This window comes from Acrocarpospora catenulata (genome assembly GCF_018476525.1).
Lineage (GTDB): Bacteria > Actinomycetota > Actinomycetes > Streptosporangiales > Streptosporangiaceae > Acrocarpospora > Acrocarpospora catenulata.
On sequence record NZ_JAHCST010000102.1, the window covers coordinates 1 to 18,301 of the forward strand.

Here is an 18,301-nt window from a genome sequence, read left to right on the forward strand (position 1 = left end):
TCGCCGACTGCTATACCCCGGGCATCGTCCCCGACCGTCCGCCACGCCCGGTCAGCCAGCTTCAGCGACTCTGCCGACGGCTGTCAGCCCAGACCCCACAATGACCTCGAAGATCACCAACAGCATCAATTTCGTGATGAGCATGAACGAGAGCTCCTGCTTGGACGAGCAAGGGGAGCACCTGGTTGCGAACCGCTGGGGCCAGGCGAGGTTCGTAGTCATCACGCCCGTCGGTCCACCCCAGGGCGGCAAGTTCAGCGGCGGGCGTTGGACGTCCGGCCAGTCTGGCCGTGAAAACCGTCATGCGCATCGGCACACCTTCGAGCGCGGCCATGTCCTCGATCTGGCCAAGCAGGTCCATGTCGCGGGGCACAACGCCGAGTTCTTCGTTCAGCTCCCGAACCAGAGTCTCCTCCGGGCTCTCTCCTGCCTCGGCCTTTCCTCCGGGTAGGTAGAACACCTCTGGCGCGGCCTTCTTGCTGACGACGAGCAGACGTCCTCGATCGACGACGGCCGCAGCCACCACTTTCATCACACCGTCACAAAGCATGCCTGCCAGCATTCCAGATCGGACGTACCCGGCCGCGCCGGGGAACGGTCGCTGGACTCCACCGGGACCGCATTGCTCGGCAGTTAGTCGGTCAGGTCCAGGGTGGCGCGGACGATGCTGTCGGTGTCCAGGCCGTGGTGACGGTAGACGTCCTCGATTGAGCCTGACTGGCCGAAGTGGGTGACTCCCAGGGCTGTGGTTGGGACCCGGTTGATGGTGGCGAGGAAGGACAGGGTGTGGGGGTGGCCGTCGAGGACTGTGACGAGGGGAGTGGCTCGGGCTGCGGGGAAGGCTTGGTCGAGGATCCAGGAGTCGGACTGGTCGTGGCCTTGGCGGGCGCGTAGTGCTCGGTATAGCAGGTCGGGGCTGGTTACGCAGATGACGTCGGCCGGAATCCCGAGGCGGTGTAGGCGGTCGGCCGCTGCCAGGGCCTCTGGGATTACCGCGCCCATCGCGGCGAGCGTGACCTTGGCGTTCTCGGGGCGGCGCAGCGGGTAGGCGCCGGCGATCACCTGGCGCCTTCGGCGTTCCCGGGCTGCGGGGTCGGTGGGTACGGTCGCCAGGGTCTGGTCGATGGGACGGGTGGACAACCGTAGGTAGGCCGAGGTGCCGTTTGGTTTGCCCAGGTGGGACAGGCTGGCGAGTAGTGTCCACTCGGTGTCGATGGCGAAGGCGGGCTCGTAATAGATGCAGCCTGGTTGTTCCAAGCCGATCGATGGAGTTTTGATCGACTGATGTGCGCCGCCTTCGGAAGCCAGGGAGACGCCGGATGGCGTACCGACCAGGATTGACTGGCCGCCGGCGTAGATGCCGTAGGACCACGGCTCCAGGGCTCGTTCCACGAACGGGTCGTAGAGGACGCCGATCGGTAGCAGTGGCTGTCCCCAGCGGCTCCAGGTCGCGCCGAGTTCGCTGATCAGGCTGACGAGGTTGATTTCCGCGATGCCCAGTTCGATGTGCTGGCCGGTTGGTTTCTCCTGCCAGTGCAGGATGGTTTCGGCGTCGTCGGCGAACCAGTTGGGGCGTTCGCTGGCCGACCAGACGCCGACTTTGTTCACCCAGCCGCCGAGATTGGTGGTTGAGCTGACATCGGGGCTTACGGTGACCACCCGCTGGGCGGCTTCCGGTGCTGCTCGTGTGAGGTCGAGCAGGGTTCGGCCCAGGGCGGCCTGAGTGGTGGCGGTGCCCGAAGGCGTACGGCCGATGTCGGTGGGCAGCGCGGGAGGCTGGGTCGATGGGATCTCCGGCCTTCGCAGGCGCATTGCCGTCTGGACGCACAGGGCATGTGCCGCGCTGTCCTCCTTGAAGGTTCGCCACGGGTTGTCCAGGTCGCCGCCGATCCTGTCCGCCAGTTCCTGCATCTGCTGCTGGGTCAGGAGTGCTGAGTGGTTTTGGGGGTGGCCTTTGGTGGCCAGGCCGTAACCCTTGATCGTGTAGGCGAAGATCACTGTGGGGCGGGTGTCGTCGATCGAGGAGAACGCCGCGTCCAGGGCTTCCAGATCGTGGCCGCCCAAGTTGGCGATCGCGTCGATCAGCGTGTTGTCGTCGATCTGAGCGATCAGCGTCTCGATGTCGGCCGCGTTCGGTCCGGAGCCCGGCAGCCGGCGCCGCAGTTCTTCCGCGCCGCAACGTAGGAGTCGCTGGTATTCGGCATTGGGCATTTCGTCGATTCGGCGGCGCAGTTCCGCTCCGCCTGGCCGTGTGAACAGGTCCTGCAGCAGTTGGCCGTACTTGACGGTGAGCACCTGCCAGCCTGCTGCGGTGAACATGCCCTGGAGCTTGTCGGGGGAGATGTTGGGGACCACCCGGTCCAGTGACTGCCGGTTCAGGTCGACGATCCACACGACTTCCCCGAGTTCGCCGACCGCCGGGTCGAGCACGGCCTCCCACACCGCGCCTTCGTCGAGTTCGGCGTCGCCGACCAGTGAGTACTGGCGACCGGTGCCGGCGCCACCCAGCACGGTGTCGACGTAGCGACGCGACAGGGCTCCCCACAGCGGCGCGGTCGCGCCGATCCCGACTGATCCGGTCGAGTAGTCCACCGGGTCGGGGTCTTTGATCCGGCTTGGGTAGCTCTGCAGGCCGCCGAACTCCCGCAACCGAGGGAGACACGACGCGTCCAGCCAGCCGAGGAGGTAGTTGATCGAGTGGAGTACCGGTGACGCGTGCGGCTTGACGGAGACGCGGTCCTCCGGCCGTAGATGGCGGAACCACAAGGTTGTCATGATCGACACCATCGACGCCGAGGACGCCTGGTGACCGCCGACCTTCAAGCCTGACGGGTTCGCGCGCACCCGGTTCGCGTGGTGGATGATCGCCGAGGAAAGCCAGAGCACGCGGCTCTCCACCTCGCGTAGCACAGCGAACTCTCCGGTCGTTCGCGGGCTGGTCACCGGGAAGGTCATGGCGCACCCCCTTGGCTGATGCTGACGGGTCAGATGCGCAGGATTCAAGCAACAACATTGGACTTTGCTCAAGAACCTGGCACTATTTTGAGCATTGTGCGCATCCGTGCGCGTCGGTCCATGCGAGAGGGTGAGCGATTTGCCCAGTCCATCACACGCCCTCGACGACATCGATGCCCGCATCCTGCTCGAACTGGCCGCCCATCCCAGGGCCAGCACCGTGGCCATCGCCGATCAGGCGGGCATCGCGCGCAACACCGCCCATGCCAGGCTGGCTCGGCTGGAAGCCGACGGCGCGCTGGCCTCCTTCGAACGCCGCGTCAACCCGCACGCGCTCGGCTACCCCTTGACCGCGTTCGTCACCGCCCAGGTCACCCAGCGCAAGCTCGACGAGGTGGCCGCGACGCTGGAGGCCATTCCCGAAGTCCTCCAGGTGTACGGAATCTCCGGGCCGATCGACCTGCTCATCCATGTGGTCGCCGAGAGCGCCGAGGACCTCTACCGCATCGCGGGTCAGATCCTCGCGATTCCGGGGATCGAACGCACCAACACCGCCCTGGTCATGCGCCAGCTCGTCGACTACCGCATCACGCCGCTGCTCCGCCGGGCCGCGGGTATGGCGGAACGGCCCACGCCCCGTTAGGCGGGCGGCTCGTCTGCCTCGATGAGCTCGGGGCGCAGGGTCAGCCAGTTCATTCTGGCTTCCTTCGAGGCGCCCTCGGCGTCGTGCCGTTCGGCGAGGTAGGCGATCCTGAGGTGCTGGGCCACCGACGACCGTCCGGTCAGGCTCCCGAAACGGATGCGTTCCATGCGCCGCAGCAGGGGCGTGTACTTGTCGATCACCGAGCTCACGACGTCGTTCGCGTACGCGTCGACTGCCACCGCATGGAATCTGTCGTCGGCCGCGATGGCCGCGTCGACGTCCTCGGACATGAGGGCGTGCGCGAAGTCGTCGTTGGCCGCGCGCATCAGCGCGATGTGCTCGGCGGTCATCGCCGGGACCGCCTCACGGACCGCGAGCTCGTGCATCGAGGCGACGACGGCCTGGGCGTGCCGGATGCTACGGACATCCAGCGGGCTCACGATCGTGTACCGCCCGGGCTTGGTCCGGACCAGGCCGTCGGCGTCGAGACGGGTGAGCGCCTCCCGTACCGGAGTCTTGCTGACCCCCAGCCACGCGGCCAGCTCCGTGTCGGCCAGGCGTTCGCCCGGCGCGAGGGTGCCATCGACGATGGCCGCCCGGATCCGGATGAAGGCGTCGTCACGGAGAAGGTGACGACCGGAGTTCGCGATTGGCTGCGGGACTGGCATGCAACATTTTGCGCCCTCGAAAGGATCGTGAGTCAAGTCGATCAACCTCGGTACGGCCGAGGTCGGCGGCTTGCTTGACAGCCGCTAGGCGACATGCAACATTTTGCACGTCGCGGCCCGCCTGGTTGCCATCGCCCGGCTGTCGAGAAAGAAGGGGACATTGTCCATCGAAAAGTTCGAACGGTACCCGCTGCTGTTCGGTCCCAGTCCCGTTCATCCCCTCCCGCGGCTGACGGCCCACCTGGGTGGCGCGCAGATCTGGGCCAAGCGTGAGGACTGCAACTCGGGGCTCGCGTACGGCGGGAACAAGACCCGCAAGCTCGAGTACATCGTCCCGGACGCCCTCGCGCAGGGCGCGGACACGCTGGTCTCCATCGGCGGCTACCAGTCCAACCACACCCGCCAGGTGGCCGCGGTCGCGGCGAAGCTCGGCCTCAAGGCACGGCTGGTGCAGGAGCGCTGGGTGGACTGGCCCGACGCCGTGAACGACAAGGTCGGCAACATCCTGCTCTCCCGGATCATGGGCGCCGACGTCCGGCTCGACCCGAGCGGCTTCGGGATCGAGATCAAGTCCTCCTGGGAGGCCGCTCTTGAGGAGGTCCGGGCCGCGGGCGGCAAGCCGTACGGGATCCCGGCCGGTGCCTCCGAGCATCCGCTGGGCGGCCTCGGGTTCGCGAACTGGGCCGATGAGGTGCTCGCCCAGGAGCGGGAGCTGGGGGTCTTCTTCGACACCATCGTGGTGTGTACGGTGACGGGATCGACCCAGGCCGGGATGATCGCCGGGTTCGCCGCCCAGGACCGCCCGCGCCGGGTGATAGGCATCGACGCCTCGGCCACGCTGGCGAAGACCCGGGCACAGGTGGCGCGGATCGCGCGGCACACCGCCGACCTGATCGGGCTGGGGCGGGAACTGCGCGACGACGAGATCACCGTGCTGGAAGGCTGGGCGGGTGACCTGTACGGCATTCCGGTGGCGTCCACGATCGACGCGATCCGGCTGACCGGTCAGCTGGAAGGCATGATCATCGACCCGGTCTACGAGGGGAAGTCGATGGCCGGCCTGATCGACCTGGTCCGGACCCGCGAGATCCCGGCGACCTCCAACGTGCTCTACGCCCACCTCGGTGGCCAACCCGCTCTCAACGCCTATTCCGGGATCTTCAGCTGAACGAGGTGACGTCCTCGAAAGACAACCAGCACTGTTGAATCAGAAGGTGTTTCCGCACTAAAAATCGTGTCTTGCATAGGAAAGTTTCCTAATAAATACTCTCGGATGACGACGTAGAACCCGGGAGGTTCCCATGCTCCGCCGTGTGTTCACCTTCATCGCCACCGCCGCCCTCGCCTCGGCCGGATTCCTCTCCACCGCCGCCCCGGCCCAGGCCGCCATCGTCGACATCCCGTTCGGGCCCCTGTCGATCGGCGAATACTGCGCCGCCAAGATCCACCCCGACGCCTGGATCGGCTTCTACGAGGCCTCCGGCCTCAGGTGCTACACCCCGTCGGGCTCCTCCACCCTGATCTTCCGTGGCACCGGCGACCCCTACCTGGCCTGCAAGCACCTCACCGCCGACGTCATCATGGCCGCCCTCCGCGGCCCCTCCGACGGCATCATCTGCCGAGCGGTTCGCTAGGCCGCTACCAGCTCAAAGGCCCTCCGGATCCCGGAGGGCCTTTGAGTGACGAGTCAGGTGATCTAGGAACCGGGCGTAGGCCTGGGTTCGCGCGGCGGGCCCATCGGGACGTCCGTGGTGCAGGTCAGCGGGGCGTCGTCGGGCACCAGAGCTATCGAGGCCGCGACCCTGCTCGGGGAGTCCGGCTGGTAGCCGGGAGTCCTCATGCCCATGATCAGCTTGGTCCCCGGGGGCATCGCCGACGGCGTGATGACCAGGATTGTTCCCGCCTGCTGGACGTCGTTCTCGGCCGAGGGCTGTTTCGCATGCTGGACGTCCTTCTCGGCCTTGAGTTGCCTCTCCTGCTGCACGTCGTTCTCGGTCTTGGGCTTCTCCTGCTGGACGCTCCTGTCGGTCTTGATCTGTGGCTCCCGCAGAGCGTCCTGCTCGCTCCCCGGCTGCGGCTCTTCCCGGAGGACCTTCTCGAGGTCCGCTTGCAGATTCTGCGACTCGTCCGACGGCCGGCACCACTTGTTGATCGTGATCTGCGCGGGAACACCGGCCTGGGCCAGGGTCCGCTGCATGAGCTCCGGATCCAGCGACTCCTCCTTGGTCACTTTCACGGTGACCGTGCCGTCGGGGTTGGTGTCGACGGAGAAGGCGGCCAGGCTCACGTGCACCTGGTTGCCCGTCGGCGGCGCGTTCACCTGCGGGATGTTGATCGCCAGCGTCAACGCCACCCCCGTCGCCAACGCGGCGCCGGCCGTCGCGCCCCCCATCCTGCGGCGGCGGCGCGACCGGCCCGCCGCCACGAGCTTCTGCACCGGCGTGTGCATGCGCACTCCGGCCATCCCGTCGCGGACCGTGCCCAGTACGTCATCGTCGTTCATCGTTCGCCCTCCCGGCTGTTGACTGTCGCGAGGTCGCCGCGCAACGTCGCGACAGCGCGCGACAGATGTGCGGAGACGGTTCCCGGAGCGATCCCGAGGGTCCTGGCCGCGGTCTCGGTGTCCAGGTCGAGGAAGACGCGCAGCGCGACCACCTCCCGCTGCCGTGGCGGCAACCGCCGTAACGCCGCCAGCAGAGCGGGGTCCACGTCGACTCCGTCGGCCGCGGTGGGGTCCATAGCTTCGTGATCTGCCAGGGCGACCTCATGGCGGCGGCGTCGCCACCAGCTGATCCGGGTGTTCAGCGCCACGCGGACGATCCAGGCGTGTGGCGCCGGATGGCGGCTCACCTTGCGCCACGACATCCACGCCCGCGTGAACGCCTCGGCGACCAGGTCCTCCGCCAGCTGCCGGTCACCTGTGGTGGCCAGTACCGCCCGGAGACAGGCATCCCGGCTTTCCTGGTAAAAATCCTCGAACTCCAGATGCTCCACATCCCCCATACGCACAGGCACAGCGAGACGCTTACGTACTTCGCCCGTCCCGTTCAAACCCGCATCGAGCCGTGCGAAGATGCCAGAATGTTGGTCCGGTTAGTGCTGACCGCAGCGATGGCGGCCGCCGCATTCATGTCCTTCCCCCATGCCGAAGCCGCAGCGGCCAAGCCGGTGGTCCGCTACGCCGGGCTCAGTTCCTGTCTGCAGGGCGACGGCGGCCGGCGCCCGTGCGGCCCGTTGAAGCTCTGGCTGAGCAACGGCCGCGTCGTCAAGCTCCCCGACGCACGCAGGACCGTGGCCGACAACGAGTACGTGGCCGCCGCGGTCGTCTCGGTCTCCCAGGACGGTGCCCAGGCCGCGTACTTCCGGGAAAGCGACGGCGTACTCATGATCTGGGAGGCCGCCACCGGCAGGGCGCGCCAGATCCCCAAGGTGACGTGGCCGGACGACCTCCAGATGAACGCGTTGACCCTTTCCCCGCGTGGCCGGTTCGTCAGCATCCGCGGCGTCCTGGTCTCCGAGCGGGAGGTCGATCGGATCGTGGACACGACCACCGGAAAGATCTTCACCCTGCCTACGGGGTACCAGTCCTGGGGGTTCAGCCCGGACGGGAAGCACATGATGTCCGGGAACAACCGCACGGCGGTGGTCTATTCGACCGGGACGTGGTCGGTGAAACTGCGGCGATCTGTCTACATGCGGGGTGACCTCGGCCTCGACGGTGTCACTGTGGCCCGCACTCGGTACAACGACGGCGGTCCGCCCAAGAACAGGGTCCTCATTCGCAACCTGGCCACCGGCAAGATGAGCACCATCCCCATCCGGCTTCGTAAGGGTGAAGTTCCTTTGAAGGCACGCTGGGACAAGGCGGGCCACCTCGATGTTCTGACTCGCTCCGATCGTCAGGTGGGTCGCGAGTACTACAGAACGCACACCTGGTACCGGTTGAACCGCACAACGCGCCAGTTGAAGCGGCTCGACTCCTTCGTCATCCCGTCATCCGTGGGGGGCTACGTTCTCGCCGACTCGTAAGGTGCGAAGGCATGCAGGACGGCTACGAAGGTGCGGGCACCTTTGTGGAAGTAGTCGAGCACCAAGTTCTCGTCGGGGGCATGGTTGGCCTGGTCGGCGTTGCCGTAGGGGACGATCACCGAAGGGATCGCCAAGTTCGACGTGAACACGAAGTCCGGTACCGAACCTGCCAGTGAGGGGTAGAGCAGCGGGGGCTGCTCCCAGGCGAATTCGACAGCCTGGGACACGCGATCGACGATCGGGGAGTCGAGCGGCGTGCGGGATGGTTTGACCCCACTGATCACGTTCACCTCTACCTCGGGCGCCGTCGAACGCAGCCGTTCGGTAATGAGCCGGGCGATGTCGTACGGATCCTGGTTCGGGACCAGGCGGACATCCAGTTTCGCCGTAGCGGATGCCGGGATGATCGTCTTCATGCTCGGGCCGGTCCACCCGGAGCCCAGCCCACTGATGTTCATGTTCGGGCGGAGCAGCAACCGTCGGAACCAGTCCGACGACGAGGTCACCATTTCGGAGGTGTGTATCGGCGATGTGAGCGGAAGTGCTTCCACGGCCGCTTTCTCCAGGTCGGTCGGCTCGGCGACGGCGTCGTGGAAACCGGGGACGGCGACCTCGCCGTCGCGGTCCCACAACGAACTTACGGCCTGTACGAGTTCGAGCGCGGCGTTCCTGGAGACACCGCCGAAACTGCCCGAGTGCCGATCGACCGGTGCCACCCGCAGGGTGAGTTCGAGATAGAGCAGGCCACGCGCCCCGCAGAGCACGACAGGCCGTCCGCTGGGGTGGATGGCTCCATCGGAGGTGTATGCGAAGTCGGCCTTGAGCAGGTGTGCGTGCTCATCGACCCACTGCTCCAGATGGGGGCTGCCTATTTCCTCCTCACCTTCAACGATCATCACGACGTTGACGGGCAGGCGCCCCGAAGACTCAAGCACCGCTTTGATCGCCAACAGCTGAGCGATATGTTGCCCCTTGTTGTCGGCCGTGCCGCGGCCGAACATCCGGCCATCGCGGATCTGCGGCGTAAACGGGTCGGATGTCCAGGCCGATATGGGCTCCACTGGTTGGACGTCGTAATGGCCGTACACCAGAATGGTCGGAACCCGGTCGGATTCCTTTCGCCGCCCGAAGACGATCGGGGCGCCGGCGGTGGCCATCACCGTGGACTCCAGGCCGCAGTCACGCATCAGCCGGGCCAGCGTTTCGGCGACGGGACCGAGATCACCGCCCTTGGCGCTTACCGCGGGCTGGGACGCGATATGCGCGAGAGTTCTTTCCGCGGCGGCTCTTTCTCGATCAAGACGCGCGAATGGAGCGCGGCACCGCGTACGCCACGGAATGTTCGATTCCATTGCGCCATCATGCACTTCCCGGGCGAGTGGACCAACCTGCGCCCCCTGGGCGAGCCGCTTGTGTACGACGGCGCGACCATCCCTTCTGACCTGCCAAGACGGTAACCGTGGAACCCCTCTGGGGAGGGTCGCGGGGGCGAGTCGTGATCTTCAACCAGTAACCACTACGGCTGGATTGGATATCGACCACCGCCCGACTTTCTCGATAGCTTTCCCCCATGCCATCCAGTGATATGAATACAGCGGATGTCGTTCCACCGGTTTCGACGTCGTTTGACGGCGGAACGGAAGCCGATCACGAGCAGCTTTTGTTCCTTCATCATGAGTTCCTCCGGGCCAACGACGATCTCGATTACGAGCGACTCAAGTCCGTTTGGGACGACAACCCGGAAAACCGGCACTACAACACCAATGGGCATACCTATGATGGTCTCCCGGACTGGGAGAACATCTGGAACTTCTACCGGCCCCAGTTCAGACTTCTCAGCCCTTATTCGCCCGGCCGTGTTCGCATCGTCGTACGCGGCGACATGGCCTGTATAAGCGCCGACTACGTCAGCCGCCACAAGGAATGGATCGGAAGAACCACCGAACACAATCCGAGCTACTACCGGGCCACCCAGGTGGCCATACGGGCCGCGGACGGGTGGAAGGTGATCCACGCGCACTTCTCGGTCCAGGACACCGGCACTCGCCCCGACCGCGCCTGATGACCTTCTCCATCGTGGCGCGCGACCCGGCCGCGGGTCTGTTCGGCGCAGCCATCGCCACGGCACGCCCCTGCGTCGGAGGACGGACGCTCATGGCGCGACGCGGCACGACCATGGTGGTCACGCAGGCGACCGTCAACACCCGTCTGGGCATCGAGATCGCGGACGCCGTCGACAGCGGCGATGCCCCCGCGCAGGCCTTCCAACGGGCACTGGCCGCTGATCCCGGCCGCGACCGCCGGCAACTCCTGGCCATCTCACTCACCCACGAAGCTCGGGTGTTCACCGGGCGGGAGGTGCCCGACGAATCCGGCGAGCTGGTGGACGAGCACGTCGCGGTGGCCGGGAACTGGCTGCGCGACACCAGGGTCCTGGACGGCATGCTGACCCGCTTCCACGCCGGATCGGGCGATCTCACCAGCCGGCTCCTGGACGCCCTGGAAGGCGGCGACCATGCAGGCGGCGACGCCCGCGGCAGGCAGTCGGCCGCCGTGTTGATCTACGACAGAACAGGATGCCCGCTGGTGGACCTGCGGGTGGACGACGCGCCCGACCCTGTCGCCGCGCTGCGGTCCCTGCACGACGCGTGGGATCGGAGCTGGGGTCAGTACGACCGGACAGGGCGATTCCCCCCGGCCACGGCGTATCCGCACCCGGAAGGAGGAGGCCGGGGATGACGAACCCCTTCCACACCTGGACGGCGATCGAGACGGCGAAGCAGATCAGGGAAAGGGTCGTGAGCCCGGTAGAGGTGATGGCCTCCCTGCTCGACCGGGCTGCCCTGCTCGACCCGGCGTACGCGTCGCTGCAGGTCCTGGACCCGGAGCTGGCCATGGACGCGGCCAGGAGGGCCGAGGCCCAGCTCGCGTCGGGCGCGCCGACGGGACCACTGCACGGAGTGCCGGTCAGCGTGAAGGACCTGCTGGCCACCGCCGACCTGCCGACCCGGCGGGGATCCAGGCTCGTGCCCGGAGGGACCCGGCTTCCGGACGCCCCGAGCGTACGCCTGCTGAAGCAGTCGGGAGCCCTGGTGTTTGCGAAGACGACGACCTCCGAGCTGGGCCACAAGGCGACGACGGAGAGCCTGGTCAGCGCCCCCACGTGTAACCCCTGGGACAGGTCGAGGACCGCGGGGGGCTCTTCGGGGGGAGCCGGCGCGGCGGTGGCGCTGGGCCTGGGGCCCCTGGCGGTGGCCACTGACGGGGGAGGTTCCATCCGGATTCCCGCTTCTTTCTGCGGGGTCCTGGGAGTAAAACCCACGACCGGCACGGTGCCGACCTTCCCGCCCAGCCGGCTCGGTGCGCTGGGGCACATCGGCGTCCTGAGCCGCGACGTCCGGGACGCCGCTCTGGCCCTTTCGGTGCTGGCCGGTCGCCACGCGGCCGATCCGGAGGTCGAGTGGGAGCCGGAGCCCTTCACCAAGGCAGAGCGCCGGCGGGTCCGCGTCGGGTTCTACCGCACGGTGGACGGGACATCCCTGGATCCCGATGTCGAACGGGTGCTCGGCGAGTTCGTACACGGCATCGAGTCGATCGGCCTGCCGGTCTCCCAGGCCCCCGTCGACCTTCCCGACGCGGGGCCGGTCTGGGACGTCCTGTTCATGGCGGCCATGGCCGACGAGTTCGCGACGCTCGACGACAGGGCGGCGGAGGTGTCATCGAGCCTGCTCGACACGGTCAAAGCCTGGAGGCGGGCGCCGCCGGGGGCCGGAGAGGAGGCCGAGGCCCGCCGCGCGGTCCTCAGACACACCGTGGCCGGGCTGTTCTCCCCCTTCGATGTTCTGATCGGCCCGACCCTGCCGGTCACGGCCTTCCCGCTCGGGCAACAGGCGCCGGTCCGCGCCGACGGTCTTCGTGACGACGTCACGAGCTGGTGGCGGAACACGCAGTTGTGGAACCTGACCGGCATGCCGACGGTCTCGCTTCCCGGCGGCTTCGACAGGAAGGGCCTGCCGGTCGGCATCCAGATCACCGGCCGGTCCGGACAAGATCATCTGGTTCTGCGGATGTGCCGAACCCTGGAGGCCGAAGGCCGGACGGCATTGGCCGCGTTCCCCCAGGTAGCCCTCCTGTAATCCCCCCACTTCTCGGCCCCCCATTCTCCAATCCGCCCCGAGAAAGGTGTTTTCCCTCATGAGTGACATCTCGAGTGCCGTACCCACCTCGAGCGTCGACCCCGCCGCCATGAAACGGGTCGTGCGCGCAGGAACCATCGGAACCGTCATCGAGTACTACGACTTCGGGCTCTACGGCTACACCGCGACCGTACTGGCCAGGGTCTTCTTCACCGACGAAGACCCGACGACGGCGCTGCTGTCCAGCCTGATCGTCTTCGGTGTCGCGTTCTTCATGCGCCCGCTCGGCGGGGTCTTCTTCGGACACCTCGGCGACAAGTTCGGCAGGAAGCACGCGCTCGCGCTGACGATCATCGGAATGTGCGTCGCCACCTTCGTGATCGGAATCCTGCCGGGCTACGCCACGATCGGTATCGCCGCCCCCATCCTGTTGCTCCTCGCCCGGCTGGTGCAGGGCATCTGCGCGGGTGGCGAGCTCGGCGGCGCGGCGGCGTACATCGCGGAGAGCTCGCCCGCGGGCCGCCGCGGGTTCCTGACCAGCATGACCCAGCTGGGCTCGATGGTGGGCCTCATGGGGGCGTCCCTGATCGTCGCCGTCGTCACCTGGGCGGTCCCGGTCGGCCAGCTCGACTCCTGGGGCTGGCGGATTCCCTTCCTCATCGCCCTCCCACTGGGGCTGGTCGGGCTGTACATCCGGTCCAAGCTCGCCGACTCGCCGGCCTTCCGGGCCGTGACGGAGACGGAGAAGGTGGTTTCGGCCCCGATCCTGACGGTGGTGAAGCGGCACCGGGCCGCCGTACTGAAGGTCATCGGGATCAACGTGCTGGCCGCGCCCGGCTACTACATCGCGTTCGTGTACTCGAGCATCTTCCTTCAGGGGCAGGGCGGGTACTCGACGAGCGCCGCGACGTGGATGACGACGTCGTCCCTGCTGGTGGCCACGGGCGTCATCCCGGTCGCGGCCCTGATCTGCGATCGCGTGGGTCGCAAGCCCGTCCTGCTGGCCGGAAGCATCGGATTCGCGGTGCTGGCGTTCCCGGCGTTCCTGTTCATGCAGAGCAGCGCCGTGGCGGTGGCCGTCCTCGGCCAGCTCATGCTGGCCACCTGCGAGGCCGTCATGATGGGCGCCATATTGGCCACGCTCGTCGAGTTGTTCCCGGCGACCGTTCGCTACACGGGGATCGCGCTCGGCTTCAACCTGGCCCATGCCCTGTTCGGCGGCACCGCGCCGTACGTCTCCGCCTGGTTGATCAGTACCACGGGGTCGGCGATCGCCCCCGCCTGGATCGTGATCGCCTTCGCGCTGGTCGCCATCGGGACCGTCCTCCGCCTGGAGGAGACCTTCCGGAAACCCCTGAGCCTCGTCTGAGGAGTGGCGAGTGGGCCGATTCGAGCTAGGGCCGGTAGTTCTTCCAGGCCTCCGCGAGACGGCCCACCGCCTCGACCGTCTCCCCGGCGGATCGCGCCAGCGATATCCGGATGGTCGCCGAGGGCTGCTCCGCGAGGTCGAAGACCGACCCGGGGACCACCTCGACGCCGTATCGGGCCGCGACATGCGCGAAATGCAGGCCTGTACCGCGCGGAAGCTCGGCCCAGAGTGCCAGGCCGCCTTCGGGGCGGCGCCAGGTCCACTCGGGGATCGCGGAGGACAGGCCGGAATCGAGGAGGTCGCAGTTGGCCTGGAGTCGCTGTCGGCGTCTGCCGACGAGCTCCTGGGATCGGGACAGGAGCCTGGCGCCGACGATCTGCGGCAGCAGGCTCGCGCCGCTGTCGGACAGGGACTTGAGCCTGGCGATCCGGGTGACGATGTGCCGCGGCGCCCGGATCCAGCCCAGCCGGAGAGTTGGGCTCAGCGTCTTGGAAAGGCTGCCGACAGTGATGATCGGACCGTCAGGAGCGTACTGCGCGACGGCGTGCCCGGGCAGGGCGCCGAGCCGGTACTCCAGCAGGGTCGCGTTCTCCACGATCGGCACGTCGGTCTGCGCGGCCAGCTCAGCCGTCGCCCGGGCGTGCGCGCTGGTGAAGCGCAGGCCCGTCGGATTGTGGAATCCGGAGGTCAGCCAGATGAGACCCGGTTGCCTCGTCCTGGCCAGCCGGGCCGCCCGCTCGACGAAGTCGTCGCCGCAGGCCGGTGGCAGGGGAAGGGCCGCCAGGCCCAGGTGCCGCAGCAGGTCGAGGGTGCCGTTCCAGGTGAGGCTCTCCATCGCGACCAGGTTCCGTTCCCGCGCGAGGGCGGAGAACAACAGTGCCGCGCTCTGCTGGACGCCCGTGGTGATGACCACCTGGTTGGGCAGGGTGGCTATGCCCAGCTCGGACAGGTGCGCGGCGACGGCGTCCCGGAGCACCGGAAACCCCAGCGGCAGGTACCCGCCCAGCTCGCTGTTGGCGGCGATGTCCCCGGGCGAGGTGGTCGCCAGGGCGTCCACTATTCCCTCCGCGTCCTTGAAGGCCGCCGTCGCGAGGTCGATGACCCCGGGTACGGGCTCCAGGGCGGCTCGGAGCACGCGCAGGACCGCGTACGAGCGAGCCTCCTCGCCGGCCTGGTCCGCCGGTCCGGGTGGGCTCGCCACTCGGCGCGCGACCCAGGTGCCCGCTCCCTGCCGCCGCTCCAGCCAGCCCAGGTCGTCCAGCCGGGCGTACGCGTTGATCACCGTGGTGCGGCTCACGGACAGGGATTTCGCGAGCGCCCGCTCGGAAGGCAACCGGGTGCCGATGGGGAGCTCGCCGGACTCGATCCTCCGCTGGATCGCCAGGGCGAGCTGGTCGTACAGCGGCCCGCTACCCCGGGCCCAGATGCCCAGAACCTCATCGAGGCCCATCGTTGTCCACCTAATCCCTCAGACAGGAGCTTAAGGGTATGGAACGGTGCATCTGTATACAACACGGACGGGAGACGGCGTCGTGCGTTTGAAGATCAGTGCCGTGCTGCCGGCCCAGCTGCCGATGACCGCCTGTGTCACCGCCGCCCGCCTGGCCGACCAGACCTCCATCCATCGGCTGTGGGTCACCGAGAACCTCTACACGCGAGGCGCTTTCGCGCTCACCGGGGCCATGGCCGCGGTGACGGAACGGGTACGGCTGGGCGTCGGCACCGTGAGTCCCTTCCTGCGTAGTCCTGCCGTGCTGGCGATGGAGGCCGCGACGGTGCAGGAGGTCTCCGGCGGCAGGTTCAGCCTCGGCCTCGGAGCCGGGCCGGCTACCCGGCTCGCTCAGGCCGGTGTACGCACCGAGCGGCCGCTCTCTGAGCTCATGGAGGCGGTCGAAGTGCTCCGGGACGTGATGGCGGGCAACACGGCGGACTACCACGGCCGGCGCTTCGCCAACGAGGCGATCGCCCTGGAACCGCCCAGCCCGTCCTTCGGCATCTATCTTGCGGCGATCGGGCAACGCATGCTCCACGCGGCCGGACGGTACGGCGACGGTCTCCTGATCTCGATGTTCTGCCCTCGTGCGCTGGTACGAGACTCGGTCGGGACGGCCCGATCCTCGGCCGCGGAGGGCGAACTCGACGTGGTCGTGTACGTGCCGATCAGCGCGAGCACGACCGATCCGGCCGGGGCACGGCGACGCGGACGCGACTTCCTCGCCGAGAACTTCGCGCGGTTCCACGGTGTGGAGGCGTACGAGCAGATGCTCCTGCGGAGCCCCCATGTCGATCGTCAGGTGATCGCCGACATCGCCACGGCCTATCTCAGCGGGGCCGAATTCGACCACCTGATCTCCGACGAACTGCTCGACGAGTACGTGATCTGCGGCAGCGAGGAGCAATGCGCGCGGGCTCTCGGCCTCTGGTCAGCCGGGGAACTGGGCGTGAACGAGGTCGCACTCGCGCACTGCGGCTCGGAGCAGGCCCTGGCCGAGGCGATCGAGGTGATGGGCATCCTCGCGACAGCCTGAAAAGCGGGTTCGACCCCTTGGGTCAACTTGCGAGAATTTCGTCGGCTATGGCAATTACAGCGGCAGGGGCGATCTTCGCGATCACCGGTAATGGTTTCAGCCATTCTCCCGCGCTCAAAAGCTCGGCGATGATCCGGCTGGCTCGGGCGTGGTCAGCGTGGTCCGCTACGGCCGTCAGTGCGTCTACTTTGAAGTCCGGATTGGTGATACTGCGCGCGAGGCTTTCCGCACGATTCAGATCACCGTGTCGTGCCACCGCTTCCGCCAGGGTGGCCATAGCCACCACATCCCGATTCGAATCGGTGATAGTGCGGGCCAGAGTCTCTGCGCGGAGCAAGTCGCCCGATGATGTCAGAGCCTTTATCACGCGGTTCATGGCCTGGCCGTAATAATCGGGATCGCTGATCGTTTCGGCGAGCGCCGCCGCGCGTTCGACGTCACCGCGCTGAGCTAACGTCCACACGAAATCGGTCATGGCCTGTGCGCGTCGATTGAGCATGGGTCAAGTCGCCTTGGCCGGCTGTCGCGCTTGCCAATTGGGCCAGGGCCCAGGGCCTGCGCCTTGTCGTCCGGCATGGTGACGAGATCAGCGATCTTCTCGGCTCGCGCCAGGTCGAACCGGTGGATCGCCGCCTCCAGCAACTTGACCATCACCAGCGACTGCCGGCGATCATGCCTTAACCGAACTGCCGGCGGCGGTGGCCGGATGACCTGGGGCTCGACCAGCTGAACCGCCGCGCCATCCGGCCCTCCGGATTAGAAGTCCAAGTCGCCGGTGGGGGCGGTCGCGGTCTTCTCCGGCTTTTCGGCGATGACGGCTTCGGTGGTGAGGAAGAGGCCCGCGATGGATGCCGCGTTCTGCAGCGCGGAGCGCGTTACCTTGGCCGGGTCGATGATGCCCGCGTCGAACATGTTGACGTAGTCGCCGGTGGCCGCGTTGAGGCCGTGGCCGGGTTCCAGGTTGCGGACGCGTTCGGCGACGACGCCGCCCTCCAGGCCGGCGTTGACGGCGATCTGCTTGAGGGGTTCCTCCAGGGCCTTCCTGACGATGGCGGCGCCGGTGGCCTCGTCGCCCGTCAGTTCCAGGCGGTCGAAGGCCTTGGTACCGGCCTGGAGCAGGGCCACGCCGCCGCCGGGGACGATGCCCTCCTCGACGGCCGCCTTCGCGTTGCGGACGGCGTCCTCGATGCGGTGTTTGCGCTCCTTCAGCTCGACCTCGGTGGCGGCGCCCGCGCGGATGACGGCCACGCCGCCGGCGAGTTTGGCCAGGCGCTCCTGGAGTTTCTCGCGGTCGTAGTCGGAGTCGGTGTTCTCGATCTCGGCGCGGATCTGGTTGACCCGGCCGGCGATCTGGGCGGCGTCACCGGCGCCGTCCACGATCGTGGTCTCGTCCTTGGTCACCACGACTTTGCGGGCCTTGCCCAGCAGGTCGAGGGTAGCGTTCTCCAGCTTGAGGCCGAGCTCCTCGCTGATGACCTGGCCGCCGGTGAGGGTGGCGATGTCGACCAGCATGGCCTTGCGGCGGTCGCCGAAGCCGGGGGCCTTGACCGCCACCGACCGGAAGACGCCCTTCATCTTGTTCACGATCAGGGTGGCCAGAGCCTCGCCTTCGACGTCCTCGGCGATGACCAGCAGTGGTCTGCCCGACTGGACGACCTTGTCGAGCAGCGGGACCACCTCCCGGTTGGCGGAGATCTTGCCGCTCGTGAGGAGTACGTACGGATCGTCCAGGACCGCTTCGAGCCGGTCGGAGTCGGTGATGAACAGCGGGGCGATGAAGCCCTTGTCGAAGCGCATGCCCTCGGTGAGCTCCAGCTCAAGCCCGAACGCGTTGCTCTCCTCGACGGTGATGACGCCTTCCTTGCCGACCTTGTCCATCGCCTCGGCGATCAGCTCGCCGATCTCGACGTCACCGGCGGAGATGGAGGCGGTCGAAGCGATCTGCTCCTTGGTCTCCACATCCTTGGCCAGCT

The 18,301-nt window shown here is 67.4% G+C and carries 18 protein-coding genes; 9 read left to right on the top strand and 9 right to left on the bottom strand.

What is annotated here, in order from left to right:
• Positions 1-61 precede the first annotated feature (61 nt).
• Both KIP79_RS44715 and KIP79_RS44720 read right to left on the bottom strand, forming a co-directional pair.
• Positions 62-532 (bottom strand): NUDIX hydrolase, encoded by a 471-nt coding sequence (locus KIP79_RS44715; protein ID WP_250214895.1) that lies wholly within the window; start codon positions 530-532, stop codon positions 62-64.
• A 101-nt stretch (positions 533-633) separates the two neighbouring features.
• A complete protein-coding gene (locus KIP79_RS44720; RefSeq protein ID WP_214111160.1) occupies positions 634-2,955 on the bottom strand; it encodes a thiamine pyrophosphate-binding protein in 2,322 nt (773 codons plus the stop codon).
• A 139-nt stretch (positions 2,956-3,094) separates the two neighbouring features.
• Between KIP79_RS44720 and KIP79_RS44725 the strand changes: the two genes are divergently transcribed.
• Entirely contained in the window at positions 3,095-3,598 is a 504-nt protein-coding gene (locus tag KIP79_RS44725; RefSeq protein WP_214111161.1) for an Lrp/AsnC family transcriptional regulator, read from the top strand.
• Here the strand turns inward: KIP79_RS44725 and KIP79_RS44730 are convergent.
• Positions 3,595-4,266: a GntR family transcriptional regulator gene (locus KIP79_RS44730; RefSeq protein WP_214111162.1), complete on the bottom strand. Its 672-nt coding sequence runs from the start codon at positions 4,264-4,266 to the stop codon at positions 3,595-3,597. The genes KIP79_RS44725 and KIP79_RS44730 overlap by 4 nt on opposite strands.
• Positions 4,267-4,426: 160 nt before the next feature.
• On the opposite strand from KIP79_RS44730, the gene KIP79_RS44735 reads away from it, so the two are divergent.
• Positions 4,427-5,434 carry a 1-aminocyclopropane-1-carboxylate deaminase gene (locus KIP79_RS44735; protein WP_214111163.1) on the top strand — a complete coding sequence of 336 codons (1,008 nt, stop codon included), beginning with the start codon at positions 4,427-4,429 and terminating at the stop codon, positions 5,432-5,434.
• A 133-nt stretch (positions 5,435-5,567) separates the two neighbouring features.
• Positions 5,568-5,900 carry a hypothetical protein gene (locus tag KIP79_RS44740; RefSeq protein ID WP_214111164.1) on the top strand — a complete coding sequence of 111 codons (333 nt, stop codon included), beginning with the start codon at positions 5,568-5,570 and terminating at the stop codon, positions 5,898-5,900.
• 62 nt (positions 5,901-5,962) lie between these two features.
• On the opposite strand, the gene KIP79_RS44745 is transcribed toward KIP79_RS44740, so the two are convergent.
• A complete protein-coding gene (locus KIP79_RS44745; RefSeq protein ID WP_214111165.1) occupies positions 5,963-6,769 on the bottom strand; it encodes a hypothetical protein in 807 nt (268 codons plus the stop codon).
• Entirely contained in the window at positions 6,766-7,281 is a 516-nt protein-coding gene (locus KIP79_RS44750) for a SigE family RNA polymerase sigma factor (RefSeq protein WP_214111166.1), read from the bottom strand. The genes KIP79_RS44745 and KIP79_RS44750 overlap by 4 nt, the downstream gene beginning before the upstream one ends.
• A gap of 66 nt (positions 7,282-7,347) precedes the next feature.
• On the opposite strand from KIP79_RS44750, the gene KIP79_RS44755 reads away from it, so the two are divergent.
• Positions 7,348-8,295, top strand: a complete 948-nt coding sequence (locus tag KIP79_RS44755; protein WP_214111167.1) for a WD40 repeat domain-containing protein — start codon at positions 7,348-7,350, stop codon at positions 8,293-8,295.
• On the opposite strand, the gene KIP79_RS44760 is transcribed toward KIP79_RS44755, so the two are convergent.
• Entirely contained in the window at positions 8,274-9,647 is a 1,374-nt protein-coding gene (locus tag KIP79_RS44760; RefSeq protein ID WP_214111168.1) for a M20/M25/M40 family metallo-hydrolase, read from the bottom strand. The genes KIP79_RS44755 and KIP79_RS44760 overlap by 22 nt on opposite strands.
• Before the next feature lie 218 nt (positions 9,648-9,865).
• Between KIP79_RS44760 and KIP79_RS44765 the strand changes: the two genes are divergently transcribed.
• The 4 genes from KIP79_RS44765 to KIP79_RS44780 are packed head-to-tail and all read left to right on the top strand — an operon-like array spanning position 9,866 to position 13,800.
• On the top strand, positions 9,866-10,357 hold the full coding sequence (locus KIP79_RS44765; RefSeq protein ID WP_214111169.1) for a nuclear transport factor 2 family protein: 492 nt from the start codon (positions 9,866-9,868) through the stop codon (positions 10,355-10,357).
• The gene (locus tag KIP79_RS44770) at positions 10,357-11,034 is read left to right on the top strand and encodes a DUF1028 domain-containing protein (RefSeq protein WP_214111170.1); all 678 of its coding nucleotides are present in this window, start codon (positions 10,357-10,359) and stop codon (positions 11,032-11,034) included. The genes KIP79_RS44765 and KIP79_RS44770 overlap by 1 nt, the downstream gene beginning before the upstream one ends.
• Positions 11,031-12,431, top strand: a complete 1,401-nt coding sequence (locus KIP79_RS44775) for an amidase (RefSeq protein ID WP_214111171.1) — start codon at positions 11,031-11,033, stop codon at positions 12,429-12,431. Before KIP79_RS44770 ends, KIP79_RS44775 begins: the two co-directional genes overlap by 4 nt.
• A gap of 58 nt (positions 12,432-12,489) precedes the next feature.
• Positions 12,490-13,800 (top strand): MFS transporter, encoded by a 1,311-nt coding sequence (locus tag KIP79_RS44780; protein WP_214111172.1) that lies wholly within the window; start codon positions 12,490-12,492, stop codon positions 13,798-13,800.
• Between the two features lie 25 nt (positions 13,801-13,825).
• Here the strand turns inward: KIP79_RS44780 and KIP79_RS44785 are convergent, their stop codons facing one another.
• Positions 13,826-15,250 (bottom strand): aminotransferase-like domain-containing protein, encoded by a 1,425-nt coding sequence (locus KIP79_RS44785; RefSeq protein WP_214111173.1) that lies wholly within the window; start codon positions 15,248-15,250, stop codon positions 13,826-13,828.
• 82 nt (positions 15,251-15,332) lie between these two features.
• Between KIP79_RS44785 and KIP79_RS44790 the strand changes: the two genes are divergently transcribed.
• On the top strand, positions 15,333-16,328 hold the full coding sequence (locus tag KIP79_RS44790) for an LLM class flavin-dependent oxidoreductase (protein ID WP_214111174.1): 996 nt from the start codon (positions 15,333-15,335) through the stop codon (positions 16,326-16,328).
• Between the two features lie 22 nt (positions 16,329-16,350).
• On the opposite strand, the gene KIP79_RS44795 is transcribed toward KIP79_RS44790, so the two are convergent.
• Together KIP79_RS44795 and groL are read right to left on the bottom strand one after the other, a co-directional pair.
• Complete coding sequence (locus KIP79_RS44795; protein WP_214111175.1) at positions 16,351-16,827, bottom strand: hypothetical protein; 477 nt, start codon at positions 16,825-16,827, stop codon at positions 16,351-16,353.
• Positions 16,828-17,084: 257 nt separating this feature from the next.
• The coding region (gene groL, locus KIP79_RS44800) for a chaperonin GroEL (RefSeq protein ID WP_214111176.1) at positions 17,085-18,301 on the bottom strand (1,217 nt) is incomplete at its 5' end.

Coding starts and splice junctions, on each gene's coding strand:
- KIP79_RS44715 (WP_250214895.1), bottom strand. CDS start 532: ATGAAAGTGGTGGCTGCGGCCGTCGTCGATCGAGGACGTCTGCTCGTC.
- KIP79_RS44720 (WP_214111160.1), bottom strand. CDS start 2,955: ATGACCTTCCCGGTGACCAGCCCGCGAACGACCGGAGAGTTCGCTGTG.
- KIP79_RS44730 (WP_214111162.1), bottom strand. CDS start 4,266: ATGCCAGTCCCGCAGCCAATCGCGAACTCCGGTCGTCACCTTCTCCGT.
- KIP79_RS44740 (WP_214111164.1), top strand. CDS start 5,568: ATGCTCCGCCGTGTGTTCACCTTCATCGCCACCGCCGCCCTCGCCTCG.
- KIP79_RS44745 (WP_214111165.1), bottom strand. CDS start 6,769: ATGAACGACGATGACGTACTGGGCACGGTCCGCGACGGGATGGCCGGA.
- KIP79_RS44755 (WP_214111167.1), top strand. CDS start 7,348: ATGTTGGTCCGGTTAGTGCTGACCGCAGCGATGGCGGCCGCCGCATTC.
- KIP79_RS44760 (WP_214111168.1), bottom strand. CDS start 9,647: ATGGAATCGAACATTCCGTGGCGTACGCGGTGCCGCGCTCCATTCGCG.
- KIP79_RS44765 (WP_214111169.1), top strand. CDS start 9,866: ATGCCATCCAGTGATATGAATACAGCGGATGTCGTTCCACCGGTTTCG.
- KIP79_RS44770 (WP_214111170.1), top strand. CDS start 10,357: ATGACCTTCTCCATCGTGGCGCGCGACCCGGCCGCGGGTCTGTTCGGC.
- KIP79_RS44775 (WP_214111171.1), top strand. CDS start 11,031: ATGACGAACCCCTTCCACACCTGGACGGCGATCGAGACGGCGAAGCAG.
- KIP79_RS44780 (WP_214111172.1), top strand. CDS start 12,490: ATGAGTGACATCTCGAGTGCCGTACCCACCTCGAGCGTCGACCCCGCC.
- KIP79_RS44785 (WP_214111173.1), bottom strand. CDS start 15,250: ATGGGCCTCGATGAGGTTCTGGGCATCTGGGCCCGGGGTAGCGGGCCG.
- KIP79_RS44795 (WP_214111175.1), bottom strand. CDS start 16,827: ATGCTCAATCGACGCGCACAGGCCATGACCGATTTCGTGTGGACGTTA.